The 20,104-nt window shown below is 75.7% G+C and carries 17 protein-coding genes and 1 pseudogene; 9 read left to right on the forward strand and 9 right to left on the reverse strand.

The genetic code is table 11. The annotated features are described in order from the left end of the window. Nucleotides 1-12: 12 nt before the first annotated feature. From ACSUPT_RS20495 to ACSUPT_RS20505, 3 genes are all read left to right on the forward strand, one after another. Nucleotides 13-1,143 (forward strand): sensor histidine kinase, encoded by a 1,131-nt coding sequence (locus tag ACSUPT_RS20495; protein WP_436945205.1) that lies wholly within the window; start codon nt 13-15, stop codon nt 1,141-1,143. 361 nt (nt 1,144-1,504) lie between these two features. Then, nucleotides 1,505-1,978 (forward strand): NUDIX hydrolase, encoded by a 474-nt coding sequence (locus ACSUPT_RS20500; RefSeq protein ID WP_351965833.1) that lies wholly within the window; start codon nt 1,505-1,507, stop codon nt 1,976-1,978. 80 nt (nt 1,979-2,058) lie between these two features. Continuing rightward, complete coding sequence (locus ACSUPT_RS20505) at nt 2,059-2,646, forward strand: MarR family winged helix-turn-helix transcriptional regulator (RefSeq protein ID WP_436945207.1); 588 nt, start codon at nt 2,059-2,061, stop codon at nt 2,644-2,646. A gap of 141 nt (nt 2,647-2,787) precedes the next feature. Here the strand turns inward: ACSUPT_RS20505 and ACSUPT_RS20510 are convergent, their stop codons facing one another. Beyond that, entirely contained in the window at nt 2,788-3,570 is a 783-nt protein-coding gene (locus ACSUPT_RS20510) for a hypothetical protein (protein ID WP_436945208.1), read from the reverse strand. A gap of 444 nt (nt 3,571-4,014) precedes the next feature. Here ACSUPT_RS20510 and ACSUPT_RS20515 point away from each other — a divergent pair, with 444 nt between their 5' ends. The 5 genes from ACSUPT_RS20515 to ACSUPT_RS20535 all read left to right on the forward strand — a co-directional run bounded on the left by ACSUPT_RS20515 (nt 4,015) and on the right by ACSUPT_RS20535 (nt 9,782). Further along, complete coding sequence (locus tag ACSUPT_RS20515) at nt 4,015-6,900, forward strand: nitrate- and nitrite sensing domain-containing protein (RefSeq protein ID WP_436945209.1); 2,886 nt, start codon at nt 4,015-4,017, stop codon at nt 6,898-6,900. Next, the gene (locus ACSUPT_RS20520; protein WP_351965829.1) at nt 6,897-7,397 is read left to right on the forward strand and encodes a roadblock/LC7 domain-containing protein; all 501 of its coding nucleotides are present in this window, start codon (nt 6,897-6,899) and stop codon (nt 7,395-7,397) included. The genes ACSUPT_RS20515 and ACSUPT_RS20520 overlap by 4 nt, the downstream gene beginning before the upstream one ends. Next, nucleotides 7,394-7,801, forward strand: coding sequence for a DUF742 domain-containing protein (locus ACSUPT_RS20525; protein ID WP_351965828.1), 408 nt, complete (start codon nt 7,394-7,396; stop codon nt 7,799-7,801). Before ACSUPT_RS20520 ends, ACSUPT_RS20525 begins: the two co-directional genes overlap by 4 nt. Then, nucleotides 7,782-8,396: a GTP-binding protein gene (locus ACSUPT_RS20530; protein ID WP_351965827.1), complete on the forward strand. Its 615-nt coding sequence runs from the start codon at nt 7,782-7,784 to the stop codon at nt 8,394-8,396. Before ACSUPT_RS20525 ends, ACSUPT_RS20530 begins: the two co-directional genes overlap by 20 nt. 150 nt (nt 8,397-8,546) lie before the next feature. Further along, nucleotides 8,547-9,782 (forward strand): styrene monooxygenase/indole monooxygenase family protein, encoded by a 1,236-nt coding sequence (locus tag ACSUPT_RS20535; RefSeq protein WP_436945211.1) that lies wholly within the window; start codon nt 8,547-8,549, stop codon nt 9,780-9,782. 23 nt (nt 9,783-9,805) lie between these two features. On the opposite strand, the gene ACSUPT_RS20540 is transcribed toward ACSUPT_RS20535, so the two are convergent. The 4 genes from ACSUPT_RS20540 to ACSUPT_RS20555 all read right to left on the reverse strand — a co-directional run bounded on the left by ACSUPT_RS20540 (nt 9,806) and on the right by ACSUPT_RS20555 (nt 13,232). Beyond that, nucleotides 9,806-10,903 carry a C40 family peptidase gene (locus ACSUPT_RS20540; RefSeq protein ID WP_436945212.1) on the reverse strand — a complete coding sequence of 366 codons (1,098 nt, stop codon included), beginning with the start codon at nt 10,901-10,903 and terminating at the stop codon, nt 9,806-9,808. Nucleotides 10,904-11,002: 99 nt separating this feature from the next. Beyond that, nucleotides 11,003-11,281 carry a hypothetical protein gene (locus tag ACSUPT_RS20545; protein ID WP_351965824.1) on the reverse strand — a complete coding sequence of 93 codons (279 nt, stop codon included), beginning with the start codon at nt 11,279-11,281 and terminating at the stop codon, nt 11,003-11,005. A gap of 49 nt (nt 11,282-11,330) precedes the next feature. Then, nucleotides 11,331-12,053 (reverse strand): TetR/AcrR family transcriptional regulator, encoded by a 723-nt coding sequence (locus ACSUPT_RS20550; RefSeq protein ID WP_351965823.1) that lies wholly within the window; start codon nt 12,051-12,053, stop codon nt 11,331-11,333. A 243-nt stretch (nt 12,054-12,296) separates the two neighbouring features. After that, nucleotides 12,297-13,232, reverse strand: a complete 936-nt coding sequence (locus ACSUPT_RS20555; protein ID WP_351965822.1) for an AurF N-oxygenase family protein — start codon at nt 13,230-13,232, stop codon at nt 12,297-12,299. A 399-nt stretch (nt 13,233-13,631) separates the two neighbouring features. On the opposite strand from ACSUPT_RS20555, the gene ACSUPT_RS20560 reads away from it, so the two are divergent. After that, nucleotides 13,632-14,738: a ferritin-like domain-containing protein gene (locus ACSUPT_RS20560; protein WP_351965821.1), complete on the forward strand. Its 1,107-nt coding sequence runs from the start codon at nt 13,632-13,634 to the stop codon at nt 14,736-14,738. A gap of 126 nt (nt 14,739-14,864) precedes the next feature. On the opposite strand, the gene ACSUPT_RS20565 is transcribed toward ACSUPT_RS20560, so the two are convergent. From ACSUPT_RS20565 to ACSUPT_RS20580, 4 genes and pseudogenes are all read right to left on the reverse strand, one after another. Next, on the reverse strand, nt 14,865-16,343 hold the full coding sequence (locus ACSUPT_RS20565) for a penicillin-binding transpeptidase domain-containing protein (protein ID WP_436945214.1): 1,479 nt from the start codon (nt 16,341-16,343) through the stop codon (nt 14,865-14,867). Next, a pseudogene (locus ACSUPT_RS20570) lies at nt 16,340-17,790 on the reverse strand (FtsW/RodA/SpoVE family cell cycle protein). The gene ACSUPT_RS20565 and the pseudogene ACSUPT_RS20570 overlap by 4 nt, the downstream one beginning before the upstream one ends. Before the next feature lie 36 nt (nt 17,791-17,826). After that, nucleotides 17,827-19,176 (reverse strand): ATP-binding protein, encoded by a 1,350-nt coding sequence (locus ACSUPT_RS20575; RefSeq protein ID WP_436945216.1) that lies wholly within the window; start codon nt 19,174-19,176, stop codon nt 17,827-17,829. Then, on the reverse strand, nt 19,173-20,021 hold the full coding sequence (locus ACSUPT_RS20580; RefSeq protein ID WP_436945217.1) for a hypothetical protein: 849 nt from the start codon (nt 20,019-20,021) through the stop codon (nt 19,173-19,175). Before ACSUPT_RS20580 ends, ACSUPT_RS20575 begins: the two co-directional genes overlap by 4 nt. Nucleotides 20,022-20,104 lie beyond the last annotated feature (83 nt).

The following is a 20,104-nucleotide window of genomic DNA, read 5'->3' on the forward strand; positions in this document are numbered from 1 at the left end:
GAGGGGCTCCTCGTGGCCGTCGCTGCGGCCGAACTCCTCACCGTCGACGAGCACTTCACCGCTCTGCCGCTCGCCGTGTGCGCGGTGGCCGCGCTGGTCCTGCCGCTGCGGCGGCGCCTGCCGACGGCCACCCTGTGCGCGACCCTGCCCGCGATGCTGGCCGGGTACCTGTGGCTGCCGCCCATGGTGGCGATGTTCCAGGTGGCGTCCGGCGGCTCCCGGCGCCGCACCGCGACGGCGTGCGTGCTGCTCTTCGCGGCGGCGTCCTGCCCGTGGCCCGTGGAGGACCTCCCGGCGATGACCCGCCAGGAGGTCCTCACCTACGTCGAGGCGGGCGTCCTGATGAGCATGGGCCCCACCGCGCTCGGCCTGCTCGCCCGCACCCGCCTCGAACTGCGCGCCCGCCTCGCCGACCTCACCGCCACCCGCGAGCGGGAGCAGCGCCTGGAGGCCGAGCGCGCCGTCACCCGCGAAAGGGCCCGGCTGGCCCGGGAGATGCACGACACGGTCGCCCACCACGTGGGCATCATCGCCGTCCAGTCGGGCGCCCTGCGCGCCGCCGAGACCGCCGACGCGTGGAAGCGGGACACCGCCGAGAGCATCCGCCGCCACAGCGTGCAGGCGCTGGAGGAGCTGCGCGACATGGTGGGCGTGCTGCGCGCCTCCGACCCCGGTGCCGCCCGCACCGCGGGCCGCACCGGCCTCGACGGGCTGCGGGACCTGACGGACGACAGCCTGCTGGACGTCACGGTCGATGTGGAGGCGCCCGCGGCGGAGCCGTCCGCGGAGGTGGAGTGCGCGGTGTTCCGCATCGTCCAGGAGTCCCTGAACAACGTCCGCAAACACGCCCCGGGCGCCCCCGTCTCGGTCCGCGTCGCCCCGGCGCCGGACGGCGCCGCCCTGACGGTGGAGGTCCGCAACGCCCCGCCCCCCGGGCCGGCGGGCGGCCCCCGGCCCGTACACCCGCCGCAGCCGTGCCCGGAGCCCGCGCCGGGCCCGTGCGCCGGGTCGGGGGACGTGCTGCCCGGCGGCGGGTACGGGCTCGTCGGGCTGCGGGAACGCGCCGCGCTGCTGGGCGGGTCGCTGTCGGCCGGCCGGTGCCCGGACGGGGGGTTCGCCGTACGGGCGGTCCTGCCGCTGTGAGCCGCCCGCCGGTCGGAGGGGGCCGACCGGAGGTACCGCCCGCCGGCCACGCCGGGCAGGATGTTCCCGCCGGACCCCGGCGGGAACACGACCAGTCCCGCCGGGCTCATAGGGGGAGCTTCCGCGGTCGCGCTGCGACGCGCCCGTGGAACGGCACCGGTAGCGCGGTTCCGGCGTACCGGGGCACCGGGGCAGCGGTGCGTCGGCGCGCCGGAACCACACCGCACGGAGAGCCGCCCCGCACGGAGAGCCGCCCCGCACGGGGAAACCACCCCGCACGGAGAGCCGCCCCGCACGGAGAAGCCGCCCCGCACGGGGAAACCACCCCGCACCGAAGGCGCTTCCGTAGCAGACTGTCCCGGTGCGCACACCGAGGAAGGCCGCCCGCGTCGCCGTGCTCGACGCCGAGGGCGCCGTGTTCCTGTTCCGCTACGACAACGAGGAAGTCGGCGTCCACTGGGCGATGCCCGGCGGCGGGACCGAACCGGGCGAGACACCCGCCGAGGGCGCCCTGCGCGAACTGCGCGAGGAGACCGGCTGGACCGACGTCGGAGTAGGCCCCTTGCTGTGTCTGTGGGAGCACGACTTCACCCGCGCGGGTGTTCCCGTGCGCCAGCACGAGCACGTGTTCCTCGCCGCCGCGCCGGCCCCGCGCCGCGAGCCGTCGGGCGATCTCGCCGCCGCCCACGCCGAGGACGGCATCCTGCGCTGGCGCTGGTGGAGCGCGGAGGAGCTGGCCGCCGCCGACGAGCCGCTGTGGCCGCCGCGACTGCCCGAGCTCCTCGCCGCGGTCCGCCGGGACGGCCCGCCGGCCCGCCCCCTCGACCTGCGCTGACGCCCCGTTCCCTGCGGAATACTGGGCGTACCACGGGACAGGCCGCGGTACGGCGGTGAGGACGCGCGAGGGGTGCGGACATGCGGGCAGACGGCACGGGCGACGAGCCGGGACGCGACGAGCCGGCACGCCGCGGCGACGGCGCCCCCGACGGGCGCGGCCCCGGCACCGGGCAGGCCGCCGGCACCGGCGGCGCGGACGGCGGTGTGCCCGATCAGGCCTACCTCGCGCTCGAACGGGAGCTCGCGGTCTTCCTGCGCCGCGCCCGCGCCTCGTCCGGCGAGATGGCCCGGGAGGTCCACCCGGAGCTGGAGTCCTCCGCGTACGGGCTGCTCGTCCGGCTCGACGAGGCGGGCGGCCAGCGGGCCACCGAGCTCGCCGGGTACTTCGGCGTCGGCAAGGCCACCGTCAGCCGCCAGTTGCGCGCCCTGGAGGACCTGGGCCTCATCGCCCGCGAACCCGACCCGGCCGACGGGCGCGCCTGGCTCGTCCGCCTCACCGACGAGGGCCGCGACCGCTTCCGCCGGGTACGCGACGCCCGCCGCGCCCGCTATGTGCGCAAGCTCTCCGGATGGGACCGCGCCGAGGTCGCCGAACTCGCCCGGCTGCTCCACCAGCTCAACACCGGCTCCGACGGCCGCGACCAGGGCGGCGCGCCCCGCCCGTGAGACCCCGCCCGTAAGACCCGGCCCGTAAGACCCCGCCCGCAAGACCGCCTGGCCCGGAGCCCTCGCCCCGCAAGCCCCGGCCCCAAAGACTCCGCCCCGCAAGCCCCGCCCCCGGAAGCCCGCACCGCCGCCCCCGCCGGCTCACAGCTCCGCGTACACCGCCGTCGCGTCGTCGTGGAGCTTCCAGCGGCGCACCCCGCCCGCCTCGGCGTCCCGCAGCTCCAGCGCCCGCACCCGTTCCAGGAGGCCCCGCGCGCCCTCCTTGCGCAGTACGCCCAGGCATTCGGCCCAGTCGCCCTCGCCGAACAGCTCCACCCAGCGCGCCGCCCCGTCGGTGAGCGCCGCCACCGCCCGTACGGCCGGCCTGGGCGTCACCCCGGTCACGGCCCGCGCCGCCACCGCCGGGTCCGCGGCGGCGGTGAAGAAGCCGCCCTCCGCGTTGCGCAGCCGGTCCGTCGCCTCGTGGGAGCGCAGCACCTCCGGCGGGACGAGGTCCAGCCGGTCGTCCCGCACCGCCAGGACCTCCCCCTCAGGGGACTCCAGCAGCAGCACCGAGTCGGACAGCACCAGGTGCTCGACGGCCTCCGCGTCCCAGCGCGCCAGGACCACCGTCGCCTGCGGTGTGCGAATGTGAGAAAGGTCACACGATCCGGAGTGGGAGTCCGCGGTGCGCCGGATTGCCTCCGCCAGGACCTCCGCGAGCGTCAGGTCCCGCCGCGAAGCGGACAGTTCGGTCAGCGCGCCCCCGAGGCGGGCCGTGTACCAGGGCACCGGGTGCACACAACCCACGTCCACGGACGGTGGCGTGACCCCGTCCAGAACCACCAGGACCCCGCCCAGACCGGACGCCGGAACCGCCGTGGCGGCCCAGTCCTCGTTGGGGCGTTCGGGATCGCCGGGCAGGGAGGCGGTTTCCACGTACATGCGGTTCAGTCTGCATGACTCCTTCACTCCGCGCACAGAGCGCGTGAAGACGCCCTACCGGCAGGTCAGCGGCGTGCGGGCGGGTTTGTGCCCACCCTCCCCGGCCGCCCGCCCCGACATGCGGGCGGGCATATTGCCAAAGCCCGCGCGGAAGGTCCAACCCGGCGCCCGGCGCGGCCGGGGCCAGAAGTTGTTAGCCAACTCAGGAGTGTTGTTCACTCGTTCGGGTGGCGGAGCGGCCGAGGGGTGCTCGCTTCCCAAAAGGGCTGGAATGGTCGGAAGCCGTACCAGGGGTGGGAGCGCTCTCCTTTGTGTGACCGGTCGTCACCTCTGCTTCATGGGCGAACGAGTTCAAGAATGTGAGCACCGGTGCAGAAGCGCAGTGACACTCCCGGCGATCCCCATGTTCCGGGCGGCCGCAGCGTACGGGTACGGAGCCGGCTCGTGGCCGGCGTCGCCCTCGTCGGCATCACCGTCATCGGCGCCGGGACCCCCGGCGTGCTCGCCACCTCCGCCGATCTGACGGAGTCGCAGAGCCTGGTCACCTTCGCCGAGCTGAACCGGCAGGCGGTCACCCTCGCCCACTCCCTCGCCGACGAGCGCGACGAGGTCACCGCCTACATCGCCGCCGGCCGCGACGCCGCCCCGCGCAAGGACCGGGAAGGCCAGGACGGCACAGGCGACGGCGAGGGCACGGGCACCGCCGACGGGAGCGCCGCCCCTGCGAAGCCCGCGCTCTCCGGCACCCACAGCGCCCGCGTCGACCGCCAGATCAAGGAGATCCGCGGCGCCGCGCCCGACGAGGTGCGCCGCGCGCTCGCCGACGTGCCCTCCCTGCGCCGCACCGCCCTGACCGGCGACGGCGACGCGCTCGCCGCCCACCGCGCCTACACGGACGTCATCGACAAGCTGCGGGCCCTCGCCGCGCAGCTCGCCGACCGCACGCCCGCCCGCGCCGCCGACGGCCCCGGCCGCGCCCCCGCCGAGCTCGGCCAGGCCGTCGAGCAGGCCTCCGCCACCCGCGGCCTGCTCCTCGCCGCCCTCGCCGTGCCCAGCCAGGGCGGCGGCGGACGCACCGTCTACGACCCGGTCAGCGGCCGGTACGTCACCGAGGAGGACCCGGGCGCCGAGGCCGCCGCGCGCTCCCGTGACGCGCTGAGCGCCGCCGCCCACCGCGCCCGCGTCCGCGAACAGGTCGCCCTCGCCGACTTCGAGAGCACCGCCGACACCCCGAGCCGGGAGTCGCTCGCCGCGACCGTCACCGGACCCGAGGTGAAGGCCGCCGAGGACTACCTCGGCAAGCTCGCCGACGGCCCTGCCCTGACCCGCGCCGAGCGGAGGACCGACCCGGAGCGGCTCTCCGCCGCGCTCACCGCCCGCATCGAGCAGATGCGCGGCGTCGAGTCCACCCTCGCCACCCGCCAGGTCGAGCGCATGAAGGGGCTGCGCGACAGCGACGTCACCACCCTGGAGCTGCGGATCGCCCTGCTCGGCGGCTGCCTCCTCCTCGCCATCGGCGTCTCCACCGCCGTCGCCCGCACCCTCACCCGCCCCCTCGCCGTCCTGCGCCTGGGCGCCGCCCGCGTCGCCGCAGCGCCGCAGAGCGAGGAGCCGATCCGGTTCACGGGCCGCAACGACGAGTTCGCCCAGGTCGTACGCTCCCTCAACACCCTGCACGCCAAGCTCCTGGAGCTCGGCTCACGGGCCTCGCGGGACGAGCACCGGGAGAGCGCCGCCGCCGAACTGGCCGCCCACCACGCGCAGCTGCGCGCCGAGACCGAGCGGCTCACCGCCGAGCTGGAGCGGCAGCGGCACAGCGTCCACCACACGTTCGTCAACCTCTCCCTGCGCACCCTCGGCCTCGTCGAACGGCAGCTGACCGTCATCGAGAAGCTGGAGGAGCGCGAGCAGGACCCGGAGCGGCTCGCCACACTGTTCAAGCTCGACCACATGGCCACGGTCATGCGCCGGCACAGCGAGAACCTGCTGATCCTCGCCGGGCACGAGCACAGCCACGCCCACCAGGGCCCCGTCCCGCTGGTCGACGTGCTGCGCGCCGCCGTCAGCGAGATCGAGCGGTACGAGCGGGTCGCCATCCAGTCGCTGCCGCAGCACGCCTACGTGGCCGGGTTCGCCGCCGACGACATCAGCCACCTGCTGGCCGAGCTCCTGGAGAACGCCACGTCGTTCTCGCCGCCGGACGCCACGGTCCAGCTGTCCGGCTGGCTGCTGGACGGCGGTGACGTGATGCTCTCCGTACGCGACAAGGGCATCGGGATCACCCCGGCCCGGCTCGCCGACCTGAACGCCCGCCTCGCGGACCCGGCGCTCGCCGAGGCCGCGGCGGTGCCGTCGCGGGACGCGGACGCGGGCCAGGAGGGCGCCCCCGAGGGCGAGGGCCTCGGCCTGCGCGTGGCCGCGCTGCTCGCGGCGCGCCACGGGGTGCGGGTCGAGCTGCGGGCGGAGCAGGACGGCGGGGTGACGGCCGTCGTCGTCCTCCCGCAGGCCCTCCTGCCGGACGCCCCGCCGACGGCCGGCCCCCCGGCGGTCGCCCTCGCCGAGGGCATGCCGGCGGTGTCCCTGCCGGGATCGGTGGCGGAGGCCAACTCCAACGCGCTGCCGTCCCGCAGGACCGAGCCCGACCCGGCCGCCCCGGCGGACCCCGAAGCGTCCGGCACCGGCCCGGCGACGGCAGCGGAGGAGCCCCCACGGGACGCCGCCGAGGCCGCGCCGGACGCCGAGGCCGCGCCGGACGACGCCGAGCCCGTACGGGAGACCGCACAGCCCGCAGGGGGCGAGACCGAGCCCGTACGGGAGGACGCCGAGCCCGTACGCGACGAGGCCCATGCCCCGGACGCCGAGGCCGCGGACCCCGCCCGGGACGAGGACCGGGGCACCCGGCAGGACGCCGAGCAGGCGGGGGCCAGGGCCCACGACGAGCACGACCGGCATGACACCGCCGACGACCACGCCCCGGCCGCCACCGGGGACACCGGGGACGGCGAGCCGGCCGTCCACGAGGCGACCCTCCAGGTGCGGCTGCCCGCGCCCGGCGGGGAGGCCGAGCACACCAGGACGGCGGACGACGGGCCGGCGGCGGGGCGGGTCACCGACAAGGGCCTGCCGAAGCGGACCCCCCGGATCGTCGACGCGGGCGTCACCCGCGCCGAACGCACCGGCGGAGTGAACGCGGAGGAGCTGCGGCGCAGGCTCGGCGGCTTCCACCAGGGCGCCAAGGAAGGGCGGCGCGACGTGGAGGCGGAGCTGGCCGGGGGAACGGAAGAAGCGGCACCAGGAGCGGGGGACACAGTCGAGGAGGCACACAGTTGAGTCCGACGACCGGCACCGGCACCCAAGGACTGAGCAGCGAGGCACGCAACCTGCACTGGCTGCTGGGCAATCTCGTGGAGGAGGTGCCTGGCGTCCGGTCGGTCGCCGTGGTCTCGTCGGACGGCCTGCTCCTGCTCTCGTCCGACCCGGAGGCGACGGGCAAGGCCCCCGGTGAGACGGGCGCGGACCGGCCGCGCGGCCCGCGGGGCTCCAGCGCCGACCTCGCCACCATCGTGTCCGGCATCGCCAGCCTGACCGTGGGCGCCGCCCGCCTCATGGACGGCGGAGCCGTCAAGCAGACGATGGTCGCGATGGAGGAGGGCAGCGTCTTCGTCATGTCGATCAGCGACGGCTCGCTGCTCGGCGTGCACGCCGCTCCCGACTGCGACATGAGCATCGTCGCGTACCACATGGCGCTGTTCGTGGGCCGTGCCGGACACGTGCTCACCCCGGAACTGCGCAGTGAGCTGCGCCAGTCGATGGAGGGCGGACGATGACGGCGCTGTCGGCCAAGCTGCCGGTGCGCGGGGAGGGCCGCAGGCCCGCCCGCGTCCGCCCGTACTCGCTGACCGGCGGACGGACCCGTTTCGGGCACGTCCTGCTGGTCGAGACGTTCGTCGCCGCCCCGGCCGCGGCCGCCGCCGAGGCGGCCGACGGGCGGTCCGCCAGGCCCGGCGGTCGGCTCATGCCGGAGATGCGGGCCATCGTCCAGGTGTGCCGCCGCATGCGGACGGTCGCCGAGGTGTCCGCGCTGCTGCGGATGCCGCTGGGAGTCGTACGGGTGCTGATCAGCGACCTGGCCGACCAGGGAAAGCTCCGTGTGTACGGGACCGGACACGGCTCCGGTCAGCCCGACCGCGCACTGCTGGAAAGGGTGCTGAGTGGACTTCGCCGTCTCTGACCTGCCGGACGAGGAGGTCCCGGCACCCTGGCAGCTCGACCCCGAGCGCGCCCCCATCGCCACCAAGGTCGTCGTCGCGGGCGGCTTCGGCGTCGGCAAGACCACCTTCGTCGGATCGGTCTCCGAGATCACACCGCTGCGCACCGAGGCCCTGATGACCCAGGCCAGCGCGGACACCGACGATCTCTCCGCGACCCCCGACAAGCTCACCACCACCGTCGCCATGGACTTCGGGCGGGTCACCCTCGACGACGACCTCGTCCTGTACCTGTTCGGCACACCGGGCCAGGAGCGCTTCTGGTTCATGTGGGACGACCTGGTGCGCGGCGCGATCGGCGCCGTCGTCATGGCCGACACCCGCCGGCTCACCGACTGCTTCGCCGCGCTCGACTACTTCGAGAGCTGCGGCATGCCGTACGTGGTGGCCGTCAACCAGTTCGAGGGCACCGAGCGGTACGAGGTGGAGGACGTACGGGACGCGCTGACCGTCCCGAAGGACGTGCCCATCGTGCTCATGGACGCGCGGGAACGATTCACCGTCATCGAGTCGCTGCTCGCCCTCGTCATGCGCGCCCTGGAGGCGACCCCCGCCTAGCGGCCCCGGACCCGTCCGGCAGGACCCGCAGGGCCCCGAGGGGCCCGACGGGCACCGCCCGGCGGGTCCGTGCCGCTCCCCGCCGCCCCCCGCCGTCCCGCTCAACCCGCGCCCACCGCGGCGCCACCCAAGGAAAGAGGCCCCCTCTCGATGCGGAAGATACTCATCGTCGGAGCCGGCCAGTCCGGGCTCCAGCTCGCCCTCGGCCTCCAGGCACAGGGGTACGAGGTCACCCTGATGTCGAACCGGACGGCCGACGAGATCCGCTACGGGCGCGTCATGTCCACGCAGTGCATGTTCCACACCGCCCTCCAGCACGAGCGGGACCTCGGCCTGAACTTCTGGGAGCCCCAGGCGCCCCGCATCGAGGGCCTCGGCATCTCCGTCGCGGGCCCCGACGGCAGCCGCGCCGTCGACTGGGTGGGGCGGCTCGACGGCTACGCCCAGTCCGTCGACCAGCGGGTGAAGATGGCCGGCTGGATGGACACGTTCGCGCAGCGCGGCGGCCAGCTCGTCATCCACGGCGCGGCCGTCTCCGACCTGGACTTCTTCTCCCGCACCTACGACCTGGTCCTCGTCGCCGCCGGCAAGGGCGAGCTGGTGTCGATGTTCGAGCGGGACGCGTCCCGGTCCCCGTTCACCGAGCCGCAGCGCGCGCTGGCCGTGGCGTACGTGCACGGTATGGGCCCGCGCCCCGAGCACCCCGAGTACGACGCCGTGCGCTGCAACCTGGTGCCCGGCGTGGGCGAGCTGTTCGTGATGCCGACGCTCACCACGAGCGGCCGCGCGGACATCCTGTTCTGGGAGGGCATCCCCGGTGGGCCGCTCGACGTCTTCCGGGGCGTCAAGGACCCGGCCGAGCACCTGGCGCTGACCCTGGAGCTCATGGAGCGCTTCACGCCGTGGGAGTACGCCCGCGCCACCAAGGTCGAGCTGACCGACGCGGGCGGCACCCTCGCCGGCCGTTACGCGCCGACCGTCCGCAAGCCCGTCGGGCGCCTCCCCGGAGGCGGGCTCGTGCTGGGCGTCGCGGACGTCGTCGTGGCCAACGACCCGATCACCGGGCAGGGTTCCAACTCCGCGTCAAAGTGCGCCGCGAGCTATCTGGCGTCCATCGTCGAGCACGGCGACCGGCCGTTCGACGAGGAGTGGATGCGGGCCACGTTCGACCGGTACTGGGACACCGCCCAGCACGTCACCAAGTGGACCAACGCCATGCTGGGCGTCCCGCCGGAGCACGTCCTGCGGCTGATCGGCGCCGGCCAGGAGTACCCGTCCGTCGCCCACCGCTTCGCCAACGGCTTCAACGACCCGTCGGACTTCGAGAACTTCCTGTACGACCCGGAGAAGACCGCCGCCCTGCTGAAGGCGGCCGCCGCGGAGTGACGTCCGCCTGACGCCCCCGGCCCTCACACCCCGCCGCCCCCGCCGTCCGCCAGGGCCGGCGGGGTGTACCCGTCCAGCGGCGGGGCGTCCGCGTCGGGCCGTACGGCGCCCAGCACCGGCAGCGCGGCCAGCGGCGACACGGCCACGGCGGCGCCCGGGCGCGGGGCGTGCACGACCCGCCCGCCGCCCGCGTACAGCGCCACATGCGTGGCCTCCGGGTAGTACACCACCAGGTCGCCGGGGCGCAGGGAGCGCAGCGGCACCCTCGGGAGGGTCCGCCACTGCTCGCCGCTGGTACGCGGCACCGGCAGGCCCGCCGCCGCCCAGGCCCGCGCCGCCAGCCCCGAGTCGTCGAACGCGCGGGGGCCCGAGGCGCCCGCCTCGTACGGCTTGCCGAGCTGCTCCACCGCGTACGCCACGGCCTCGGCGCCCTTCGCGGACGGGGCGTCCTCCTCCGCCGGCGCGTCGCCGCCCAGCAGCTCCCGCTGGGCCTGACCGGTCCGGTCCCGCTCCAGGGCGGCGATCTCCGCGAGCCGCTCCGGCGAGAGCCCGGCCAGCGCCTCCTCGACCTGCCGCAGCCGGTCCAGGGCGCCGTCGCGGGCCCGCTGCCGCGCGGCGATCAGGGCCTGCTTGCGGTCCAGGGCCCTGCGCGCCGCCGTGGCCACCGCGTCCGCCCGCTTCTCGCCGCCCTCCAGCCGGGCGATGGTGGCCGCCTGCTCGCGCGCCAGGCGCCGCAGCACCAGCGCCTGGTCCAGGGCGTGCTCCGGGTCGCCCGCGAACAGCAGCCGCAGGGCGGGGGAGAGGTCGCCGCGCCCCTGGTACTGGGCGCGCGCCAGGCGCCCGGCGGCGTCCCGCGCCCTCGCCAGCGCGTCGCGGGTGCGCGCCAGGTCCCCGCCCAGGCGCCGCACCTCGGCGCTCTGCGCGGCCAGCTCCTCCCCGGCGGCGGTGTACGTCTCCCCGGCCGCCTCCGCGTCCCGGTACAGCCGCTGGAGCCGCGCCAGCAGCGCGGACACCGACTCGCCCTCGGCGCGCGCGGGGGGCGGCTGCGGCGCGGGCCAGGGCGCGCCGAGCACCAGCGCCGAGGCGAGCGCGAGCACGGCCGCGCCCCTGCGGAACGTCATGGGCCACCACCTCCGGTTCGACGGGGAGATGATGGCTCGTCAGACAAGGCGACGAAACGACGAATGGGCGAACCGGCCCAGACCGGTCACCCGGCCGGGCTACGCGGGTCCGGCCCCGGGCTTGGACCAGGGCCACTTGAGCGTGCGCCGTTCGCGGCCCGCGGGCTCGTACGCGTAGATCCAGCCCCGCTGCAGCCCGAGCCGCTTGGTGTGACCGGCGGGTACGCGGCGGTACGCGTACACCGTGGGCGGGCCGCCGTCGTCGTTCGGGACGGGGACCTCGTACCACTTCGGCGGGTGTCCCGTCGGGCCGGTCAGCACCGGCAGGACGCGGCCGTCGAGGGGGCCGCCGGAGAAGGGGGTGTTCTCGCTTCGCACCCCTCCAGTCTCACACCCCGCCCGCCGCCCGGCAGGGGCGCGGCCCGGCTCACAGCAGGTGCGCGGCCCCGCCCACCACGGGCCCGACCCGGCGTGCCAGCGTCCCCACGGGCCCGTCCGGCTTCTCCAGCGCGAGCATGGCCCGCACGACCCGCGCGGTCTGCCCGTCCGTCGCCGCCGTGGCCGCCAGCAGGGCCACCAGGTGGTCGACCAGCCAGCCGCGCAGCTCGGGGAGCGGAGGGCGCTTGCCCTCGTCCAGCCAGATCAGCGACGCCGCCTCGACGGACGCGATCCAGGTGCGCACCATCATCCGCAGCCGGGGCCCCGGCTCGGGGACGTCCAGGTGGACGAGGATCTGCTCGGCGGCGGACCGGCGCACCTCGTCGACGATGGCCGTCGTGCGGGAGGTCTCGGCGACGCTGCCGCCCTGCAGGAGCGCCGCGAACCCGGCGTCGTGCTCGTCCACGAACGCCAGGTACCGGTCGAGCACCCGGGCGAGCCGTTCGGTGGGCGGGCCCTCGGGCGGCTCGGCGAAGCACAGCTCCAGCCGGTCGGCGGCCGACCGCAGCGCGGCCTCGTACAGCTGCTGCTTGCCGCCGGGGAAGTACCGGTACACGAGCGGCCGGGAGACGCCCGCCGCCTCGGCCACGTCGTCCAGCGACACGTCCTCGGGCGCCCGGTGCGCGAACAGCGACAGCGCGGCGGTGAGCAGCTGGGCGCGCCGCTCCTCGACGCTGAGCCGGCGGTACGCGGGCGTGGCGGCACTGGTCATGCCCGAGAGCGTAACCCCGCCGGGTGTACGCGGCCCCCGGCGCCCGGCCACCACCGCCACGACCCGGCCACGCACCGCCCCGCGCCCGCGGCCCCGCCGGGACGCCGGCCCCGGGGCGGCACCCGTGTCCGCCCCCGGCCGCGCGCGCCGGTCCGCACCCGGCCGCCCACCGGCACCCGGAGCCGGGACCGCGCCCGGCCCCGCGTCCGTACCCGTCCGCGGGGTCCGTCCCGCTGCCACGTCCTACGCCAGCAGGCCCGAGCTCTTCCACAGGCGGCGGCCCGCGCCCCGCAGGACGCCGATGTCGTCCAGGAAGTCCGTCAGCCGCTTGGCGCCGGTCTGCATGACCTCCCTGCGGTGGCCGCTCGCCTTCACCTGCGCGACGGCCTCGCGGCGGTCGAGGCCGACCTGCTCGTACACCCGTGGGTTGACGAAGCAGACCGAGAAGACCCGCGCCGCCTCGCCGCAGCTGAGCCGGGTGAACTCCTGCTCCCAGCGCGGCGCGGTGACCATCTGGCGGCGCAGCTCCTCGCGCGCGTAGCGGACGTGCCGGGCCTCCTCCACCACGTGGATGCGGGTCACGCCGCGCACGAGGGTCTGGATGCGCTCGTCCGGGAAGGTGAGCCGCTGCATCCAGTCGAGGATCTCCTCGCCGAGCAGCGTCGCGGCGAAGGAACCCGGCGTCGTCGACACGGTCTTCAGCAGCCGCGCCATGTTGTGGTAGACGCGCGGCACCGGGTACGCGGGCGCCCCGGACTTCTGGATCATGCGCGCGAACATCATGGAGTGGCGGCACTCGTCCGCGATCTCCGTGAGCGCGTACCGGACGTGGTTGCTGGTCAGCGACTTGTCGTAGATGTGCCGGACCAGCAGCTGCATCAGGATGATCTCGAACCAGATGCCCAGCGACGCGAGCGACGCCGCCTCGTGCCGGGCGAGTTCCATGCGCTGCTCCTCGGACATCTTCCGCCACAGCGGCGTGTCGTAGAGGGAGACCAGCTCCGGCGGCCAGAACCACTTGCCGTCCTCGAACGGCGCGTCCCAGTCGAGTTCGGTGTCGGGGTCGAACGAGTGCTTGGCGGAGGACTCCAGCAGCCGCGCGGCGACCTGCTCACGGTCCCGGAGCGGACCCAGCGCGTCGCGCAGCAGGCGCAGATCGGGTTCGGACACGGTCGTCATGGTCTCGGCCACCTCGCAGTCGGCTTCGGGTTCTGCGGTCGCCCCCTTATGAGACTGCCTGTCAGTAAGCCCGTCAATCCCTCCGGCACGACTTGTTGACCCGGCGTCTAACACGGTGGACCCTGCGAGAGAAGGCCCGTCGCCGGCGACCGCGCGCCCGCCCCGGCGGTGCGCCGCCGCCGGGTGGCGCCCGAGCCCGCCGGTGCGTGCGCCGCCGCCGTACGGCGCCCGTGCCCGCCGGTGCGTGCGCCGCCGCCGGGTGGCGCCCGTGCCGGGAGGCGCCCGCGCCGGGCATGGCCCCATGCTCTTGAATGTCCCCTGCCGTCCGACCCGACCCCCCGCCCACGGCCCCGCCCCGGGGCCGCGGTCCCACCGCAGCCGACGCGAAGGAGCCCGACTGTGTCGACGCTGGACCTCTACGCCAACGAGCCCGGCCCCGTGAACTGGGAGGTCCCCGCCTCCGGGGCCGCCCGCTTCTCCTGGGAGTACGACGAGGGGCGCGAGCGCCTCCTCGCCCTGTACCAGAAGGGCAAGGACAAGCAGTGGGACGGCGCCCGGCGCATCGACTGGGACCTGGAGGTCGACCCGTACGACCCGCTCGGCACCCCGGACGAGGCCATGACGGTCTACGGGACGCGCCACTGGTCGAAGATGACGGAGAAGGACCGGGGGGACCTGCGCCGCCACTACGCGTCGTGGCAGTTCAGCCAGTTCCTCCACGGCGAGCAGGGCGCCATGATCTGCGCGGCGCGGATCATCGAGGCGGTCCCCGACATGGACGCCAAGTTCTACTCGGCCACCCAGGCCATGGACGAGGCCCGGCACGCGGAGATCTACGGGCGCTTCCTCCACGAGAAGATCGGGATGCTGTACCCGATCAACGACAACCTCAAGTCGCTGCTCGGCGACACCCTGCGGGACTCCCGCTGGGACATGCCGTACCTGGGCATGCAGGTGCTCATCGAGGGGCTGGCGCTCGCCGCGTTCGGCATGATCCGCGACAGCACGAACAAGCCGCTGCCCAAGCAGATCCTCGCGTACGTGATGCAGGACGAGGCCCGGCACGTGGCGTTCGGCCGGATGGCCCTGCGCGACTACTACCGGCAGCTCACCGACGCCGAGCGCCGCGAGCGCGAGGAGTTCGTCATCGAGGGCTGCTACCTGATGCGCGACCGGCTGCGCGGCGTGGAGGTGCTGGAGAACTTCGGCATCCCCCGGCGGGAGGCCGAGGAGATGTCGGAGCGGTCCGAGTTCCTGCGCGTCTTCCGGAAGCTGCTGTTCAGCCGGATCGTCCCGTGCGTCAAGGACATCGGCCTGTGGGGCGAGCGGCTCCAGAAGGCCTACGTCGACATGGGCGTCCTCGACCTCGGCGACTCCGACCTGGACGCGCTGATGACCCAGGACGAGGAGATCGCTGAACGCCTCGACGCCGAGCGCTTCGCCCGCGAGGAGGCGGAACGCGTCGCGGAGGTCACGGACGCGATCACCGAGGGGCAGGAGGGGTAGCGGGCCGCGGGGGAGCCGCGGTCCAGGCCACGGGCATAGGCCGGAGCCGACTGAACCGTTCGCTTCCCCCCTCGACACCGACCTCACCGTCGTCGACCCCCGCCTGCCGCGCTCCACGCGTCGGTCCTAGTCCGCGCCCCGCGCCCGCTCCGCCGCCAGGGCCGCTTCCATGACCGCGCGGGCGATGGGGGCCGCGCTGCCGCCGCCGCTGATCTCCTCGCGGCGGGCCGTCGCGTCCTCCACGACCACCGCCACCGCCACCGCGGGGCGCGGCGCGCCCGCCGCGCGGGCCCAGCCGATGAACCAGGCGTACGGGGTGCCCTGGTTGCCCACGCCGTGCTGGGCGGTGCCCGTCTTGCCGCCGACCTCGGCGCCCGGGATGCCCGCCTTGCTGCCGGACCCGCGCTCCACCACGTCCACCATCAGCTCCCGCAGCGTCCGGGCCGTCGACGGGCTCATCGCGCGGGCGTAGGTGCGCCTGAGCGTCCGCCCGACCAGCCCGCCGCCCGCCGTGGTCACCGAATCCACCAGGTACGGGTGGGCCACCTCCCCGCCGCCGGCGACGGCCGCCGCGACCATCGCCATCTGCAGCGGCGTGGCCCGCGTGTCGTACTGGCCGATCGCCGACAGGGCCAGCCGGTCCGGGGACATGTCCGTGTCGAAGCGGGACGGCGCCACCCGCGACGGGACGCGCAGGTCCGGGTCGTTGAAGCCGAACGCCCGCGCCGCGCGCACCATGCGGGACAGGCCGACCTCCACACCGAGGCGGGCCAGGACCGTGTTGCACGACCAGCGGATCGCGTACGCCAGGGACGCGTCGCCGCACCCCTCCGCCTCGTTCGGCAGCAGCGTGCGCGTGCCGGGCAGCCGGTACGGGTCGGGGGCGCCGCTCGGCGCGTGCACATCCGTGACGATGCCCGCGTCCAGCGCCGCGGCCGCCGTCACGATCTTGAACGTGGAGCCCGGCGGGTACGTCTCGCGCAGCGCCCGGTTCAGCATCGGGCGGTCCGGCGCCGCGTTGAGCCGTGCCCACGCCGCGGCGACCCCGGGACCGGTGCCGGACAGCACGCCGGGGTCGTACGACGGGCTGGACACCAGGGCCAGCACCCGTCCACTGGCCGGCTCCAGCGCGACGACCGCCCCGCGCCGCCCGGCCAGCCCCTCGTACGCGGCCCGCTGGAGGGCGGCGCGGACCGTGGTGGCGACGTGCCCTCCGGGGCGGCGCCCGGTGCCGAGGCCGCCGAGCAGCGGGAGCCCCGCCAGGCGCGGGCTGGTACCGGACAGGACGGCGTCCTCGGCGGCCTCCACCAGGGACGTCCCGTAGGTCTGCGAGGCGTGGCCGGTGACCGGCGCGTACAGGGGGCCGTCGGTGTACGTGCGCTCGTGGCGCAGCAGCTCCCCGGTGTCCGCGGAGCCGGTGACCGGGCGCCCCTCGACCAGGATGTCGCCGCGCGGCTCGGCGTACCGGGCCAGCACGGTCCTGCGGTTGGCCGGGTCGGCACCGAGCCGGTCCGCCTGGAAGACCTGGACGCGCGCGGCGTTGACCAGCAGGGCGACCAGCAGGACCAGGCACAGGGCGGCGGCGCGGCGGATGTACGTCGTCACCGGGCGCCCTCCCGCAGCGGCGCGGCGGGCGTCTGGGGGGCGGGCGGCGTCGCGGACGCGTCCGGGCCGGGTACCGACGGGTGCCCGTCCGCCGCCGGTTCGCCGTCCGGGTCGTCGTCGGGGCCGGGCGCGCGCGCCGAGTGGCTCACCCGGACCAGCAGCGCCACCATGATCCAGTTGGTGACCACCGACGAGCCGCCCTGCGCGAGGAACGGCATCGCCATCCCGGTCAGCGGGATCAGCCCATCACCCCGCCCGCGATCACGAACACCTGGAGCGCCAGGATCGACGCGAGCCCCGTCGCCAGCAGCCTCCCGAACGGGTCGCGCAGGGCCAGCCCGCAGCGGTAGCCGCGCGCCACGAGCAGCGCGTACAGCAGGAACAGCGCGGTCAGCCCGGCCAGGCCCAGCTCCTCCCCGGCGGTCGCGAGGATGAAGTCCGACTTGGCGGCGAAGCCGATCAGCGTCGAGTGGCCGAGCCCCAGACCCGTGCCGAACATCCCGCCCGCCGCGAACGCGAACAGCGACTGCGCCAGCTGACCCGGCCCCCGCCCCGCCTCGATCGACGCGAACGGGTGCAGCCAGTCCTCCACCCGCCCGTGGACGTGCGGCTCCACCGCCCCCACCGCGTACGCGCCGGCCGACGCCAGCAGCAGGCCCACCGCGATCCACCCGGTGCGCCCCGTCGCCACGTACAGCAGGATCACGAACAGGCCGAAGAACAGCAGCGACGTGCCGAGGTCCCGCTCCAGGACGAGCACGCCCACGCTGACCAGCCACACCGCGGCGACCGGCCCCAGCACCCGGCCCGCGGGCAGCCGCACCCGCCACAGCGTGCGGCCCGTGTGGGCGAGCGCGGCGCGGTTCGCCGCCAGGTACGCGGCGAAGAACACCGCGAGCAGGATCTTGGCGAACTCGCCCGGCTGGAACGACAGGCCGCCCAGTCGGATCCAGATCCGCGCCCCGTTCACGGCCGGGAAGAAGATCGGCACGGTCAGCAGGAGCAGCGCGGCCGCCACCGACACGTACGCGTACCGCTGGAGCAGCCGGTGGTCGCGCAGGCACACCACCACGGCCGCGAACAGCGCCACGCCCAGCGCCGACCAGACGAGCTGCGTGGGCGCGGCCTGGTCGGCGGGGGTCTCCAGGTCCAGGCGGTAGATGAGGACCAGGCCGAGCCCGTTCAGCAGGACGGCGATGGGCAGGAACAGCGGGTCGGCGTACGGGGCGCCGAACCGCACCGCCAGATGGCCCGTCAGCGCCAGCAGCCCCAGGCCCGCGCCGTACCCGGCGACATCGTGCGGTACGGCCCCGCTGCGGGCGAGGCCCACGGCGGCGTACCCGAGCATCGAGCACAGGACGGCCCAGACCAGCAGCGAGAACTCCACACCCCGCCGCCGGGGGCGACGCACCCGAGGCGGCGGAGTGTCCGTCGTCGCTGCGGTCATGCCCCGCAACGTAGCAAGCAGGGGGTGATATGTCCCTTATGGTTGACTGTGCCGCGCCGTCGGATCCAGGTACTCCGGCAGCGTCAGCCGCGCCTCGGCGCCGCCGTCCGGCGCGTTCGCGAACCGCAGCTCCGCGCCGATCACCACCGCCTGGCCGCGCGCGATCGTCAGCCCGAGGCCGTGCCCCTTGCCCCCGCTCTCCGTGCGGAACCGCTGCGGCCCGTGCTCCAGCAGGTACGCCGGATAGCCCGGCCCGTGGTCCCGGACCGTCACCACCGGCCCGTCCACGGTCAGCTCCACCGGCGGCGCGCCGTGCTTGTGCGCGTTGGCCAGCAGATTGCCGAGGACCCGCTCCAGGCGCCGCTTGTCGGTCTCCACCCACGCGTCCCGCACGATCCGCACCCGCGTCTGCGCCGCCGTCCCCCGCACCAGCCGCTCGACGAGCGGCCCCAGCGCGTACACGTCGAGGTCGACCCGCTCGCGCCCCGTGTCGAGGCGGGAGATCTCCAGCAGGTCCTCCGTCAGCGCCCGCAGCGCCCGCACCCGGTCCCGCACCAGCTCCGAGGGCCGTCCCGGCGGCAGCAGTTCGGCCGCCGCCGAGAGCCCGGTCAGCGGGGTCCGCAGCTCGTGCGCCACGTCCGCCGTGAACCGCTGCTCGCTCAGCAGTTTCCCCTGCAGCGACGACGCCATCGTGTCCAGCGCGCCCGACACGGTCGCCACCTCGTCCTGCGGCCGCGAAGGGTCCTTCGTACGGGGGTCGTTGACCCGCGCGTCCAGATCGCCCGCGCTGATCCGCCGCGCCACCAGCGCCGTCAGGTGCAGCCGCCGCGTCACCCGCGTCACCGCGAACGCCCCCACCAGCAGCGTCGCCGCGATGGCCAGCACCGACGAGCCGAGGATCGCCTGGTCGAGGCCGCTGATGGTGCGGGCGCCGAGCGAGTAGTCGACGCGGACGGCCAGCGCCCGCCCGTCCGCCGGGCCCGCCGCCCACATCGTCGGCCGTCCCTCGTGGTCGGCGACCACCGTGCCCCGGCTGCCGCGCGTCGCCAGGTCCCGCAGCGACGGCGGCAGGCCCTCCGGGTCGACGCCCGCGAACGGCGGGAGCGGTTCCCCCGCCTCGTACGCGCGCGTCACGTCCTCCAGCCGGGCCAGCGCCTTCTCGCGGGACGCGTCCACGGTCTGCCGGGTCACCGACACGTGCACCAGCGCGCCCAGCAGCGCCGCGAGGGCGCAGCACATGAGCGTGATGAAGACGGCGGCCTTCCAGGTGAGCGTCGCCGTCCAGGCGGGACGGCGCGGGCGCCTCGGCCGACCGGGGCGGCCCGGATACGCCGGGCGGCTCGGGCGCGCGGGGCCGGGGTCCGGGCGCGCGGGGCCGGGGCTCACGGGGCGCTCTCCCCGCTGCCGGGGCCGCCGTCCGCGCCCGGCCGGTCGGTGTCCGGCCCTTCCCCGCCCGGCCCTTCCGTGTCCGGCCGGCCGGTGCCCGGTTCGGTGTCCGGCTGGTCGCTGTCCGGGGACGGCAGCGGGCCGGGGCGCGGCGGTGTCGGCTTGACCCGTACGATCTCGTCGCGCGCCGGCAGCATCGTGCCCTGCTGGGCGTCCCACGACCACGCCGTGCGGTACTCGTAGCCGGGAATGCCCGCCGACACCGCCCGCAGGATCAGGTCCCGGCCCGCCAGTTCCACGCTCACCAGCTGCTCGACCGTCGACATCACCCGCGTCAGACCGCCGCCCTCCACCCGGTAGCAGCGCACCGCCACCCGCTGGTCCGCGAGCCGCACCGCGACGATCAGCTCGTCCCGGCCGTCGCCCGTCAGGTCCCGGTGGTACGGCCGCAGGACGGGGCAGCCCTCCGGCTCGCCGCCGCACCGGCGGACGGCGCGCGCGGTGACCGCGTCGATGCCGTCGCCGCCGCCCGACCCGTCCGGTTCGGCGGCCAGTTCGGCGCGGACCACCGCCGCGGGGTCCACGCCCCGCACGTCGCCGCCCGGCACCCGGACACCCGGCACGCGCAGGGTGTCGCTCTCTCCGTAGTCCAGGGGCGGCGCGGTCACCGGAGGCAGGTCGGGCCACAGCCGCACCGGGCCCACGGCGGTCGGGGTGGCGCCCGCGCTGCGCAACTCGCCCGCGTCGCCGCACCCGGCCAGCGGCACGAGCAGCGCGGCGGCCGCGACGGGCGGCACCAGACGGGCCGCGCGGCGCACGGCGGGACGGCGGCGGTCCGGCTTCACGGTCTTCGGTGCTCCTGGCGGTCGGGTGGCGCTGCGCAGACCCTACGGCTCCCAGGGCGCCCGGCCCCGGTCGGGCCGCCGCC

This window comes from Streptomyces sp. SudanB25_2051 (assembly GCF_964272635.1).
Taxonomy (GTDB): domain Bacteria; phylum Actinomycetota; class Actinomycetes; order Streptomycetales; family Streptomycetaceae; genus Streptomyces.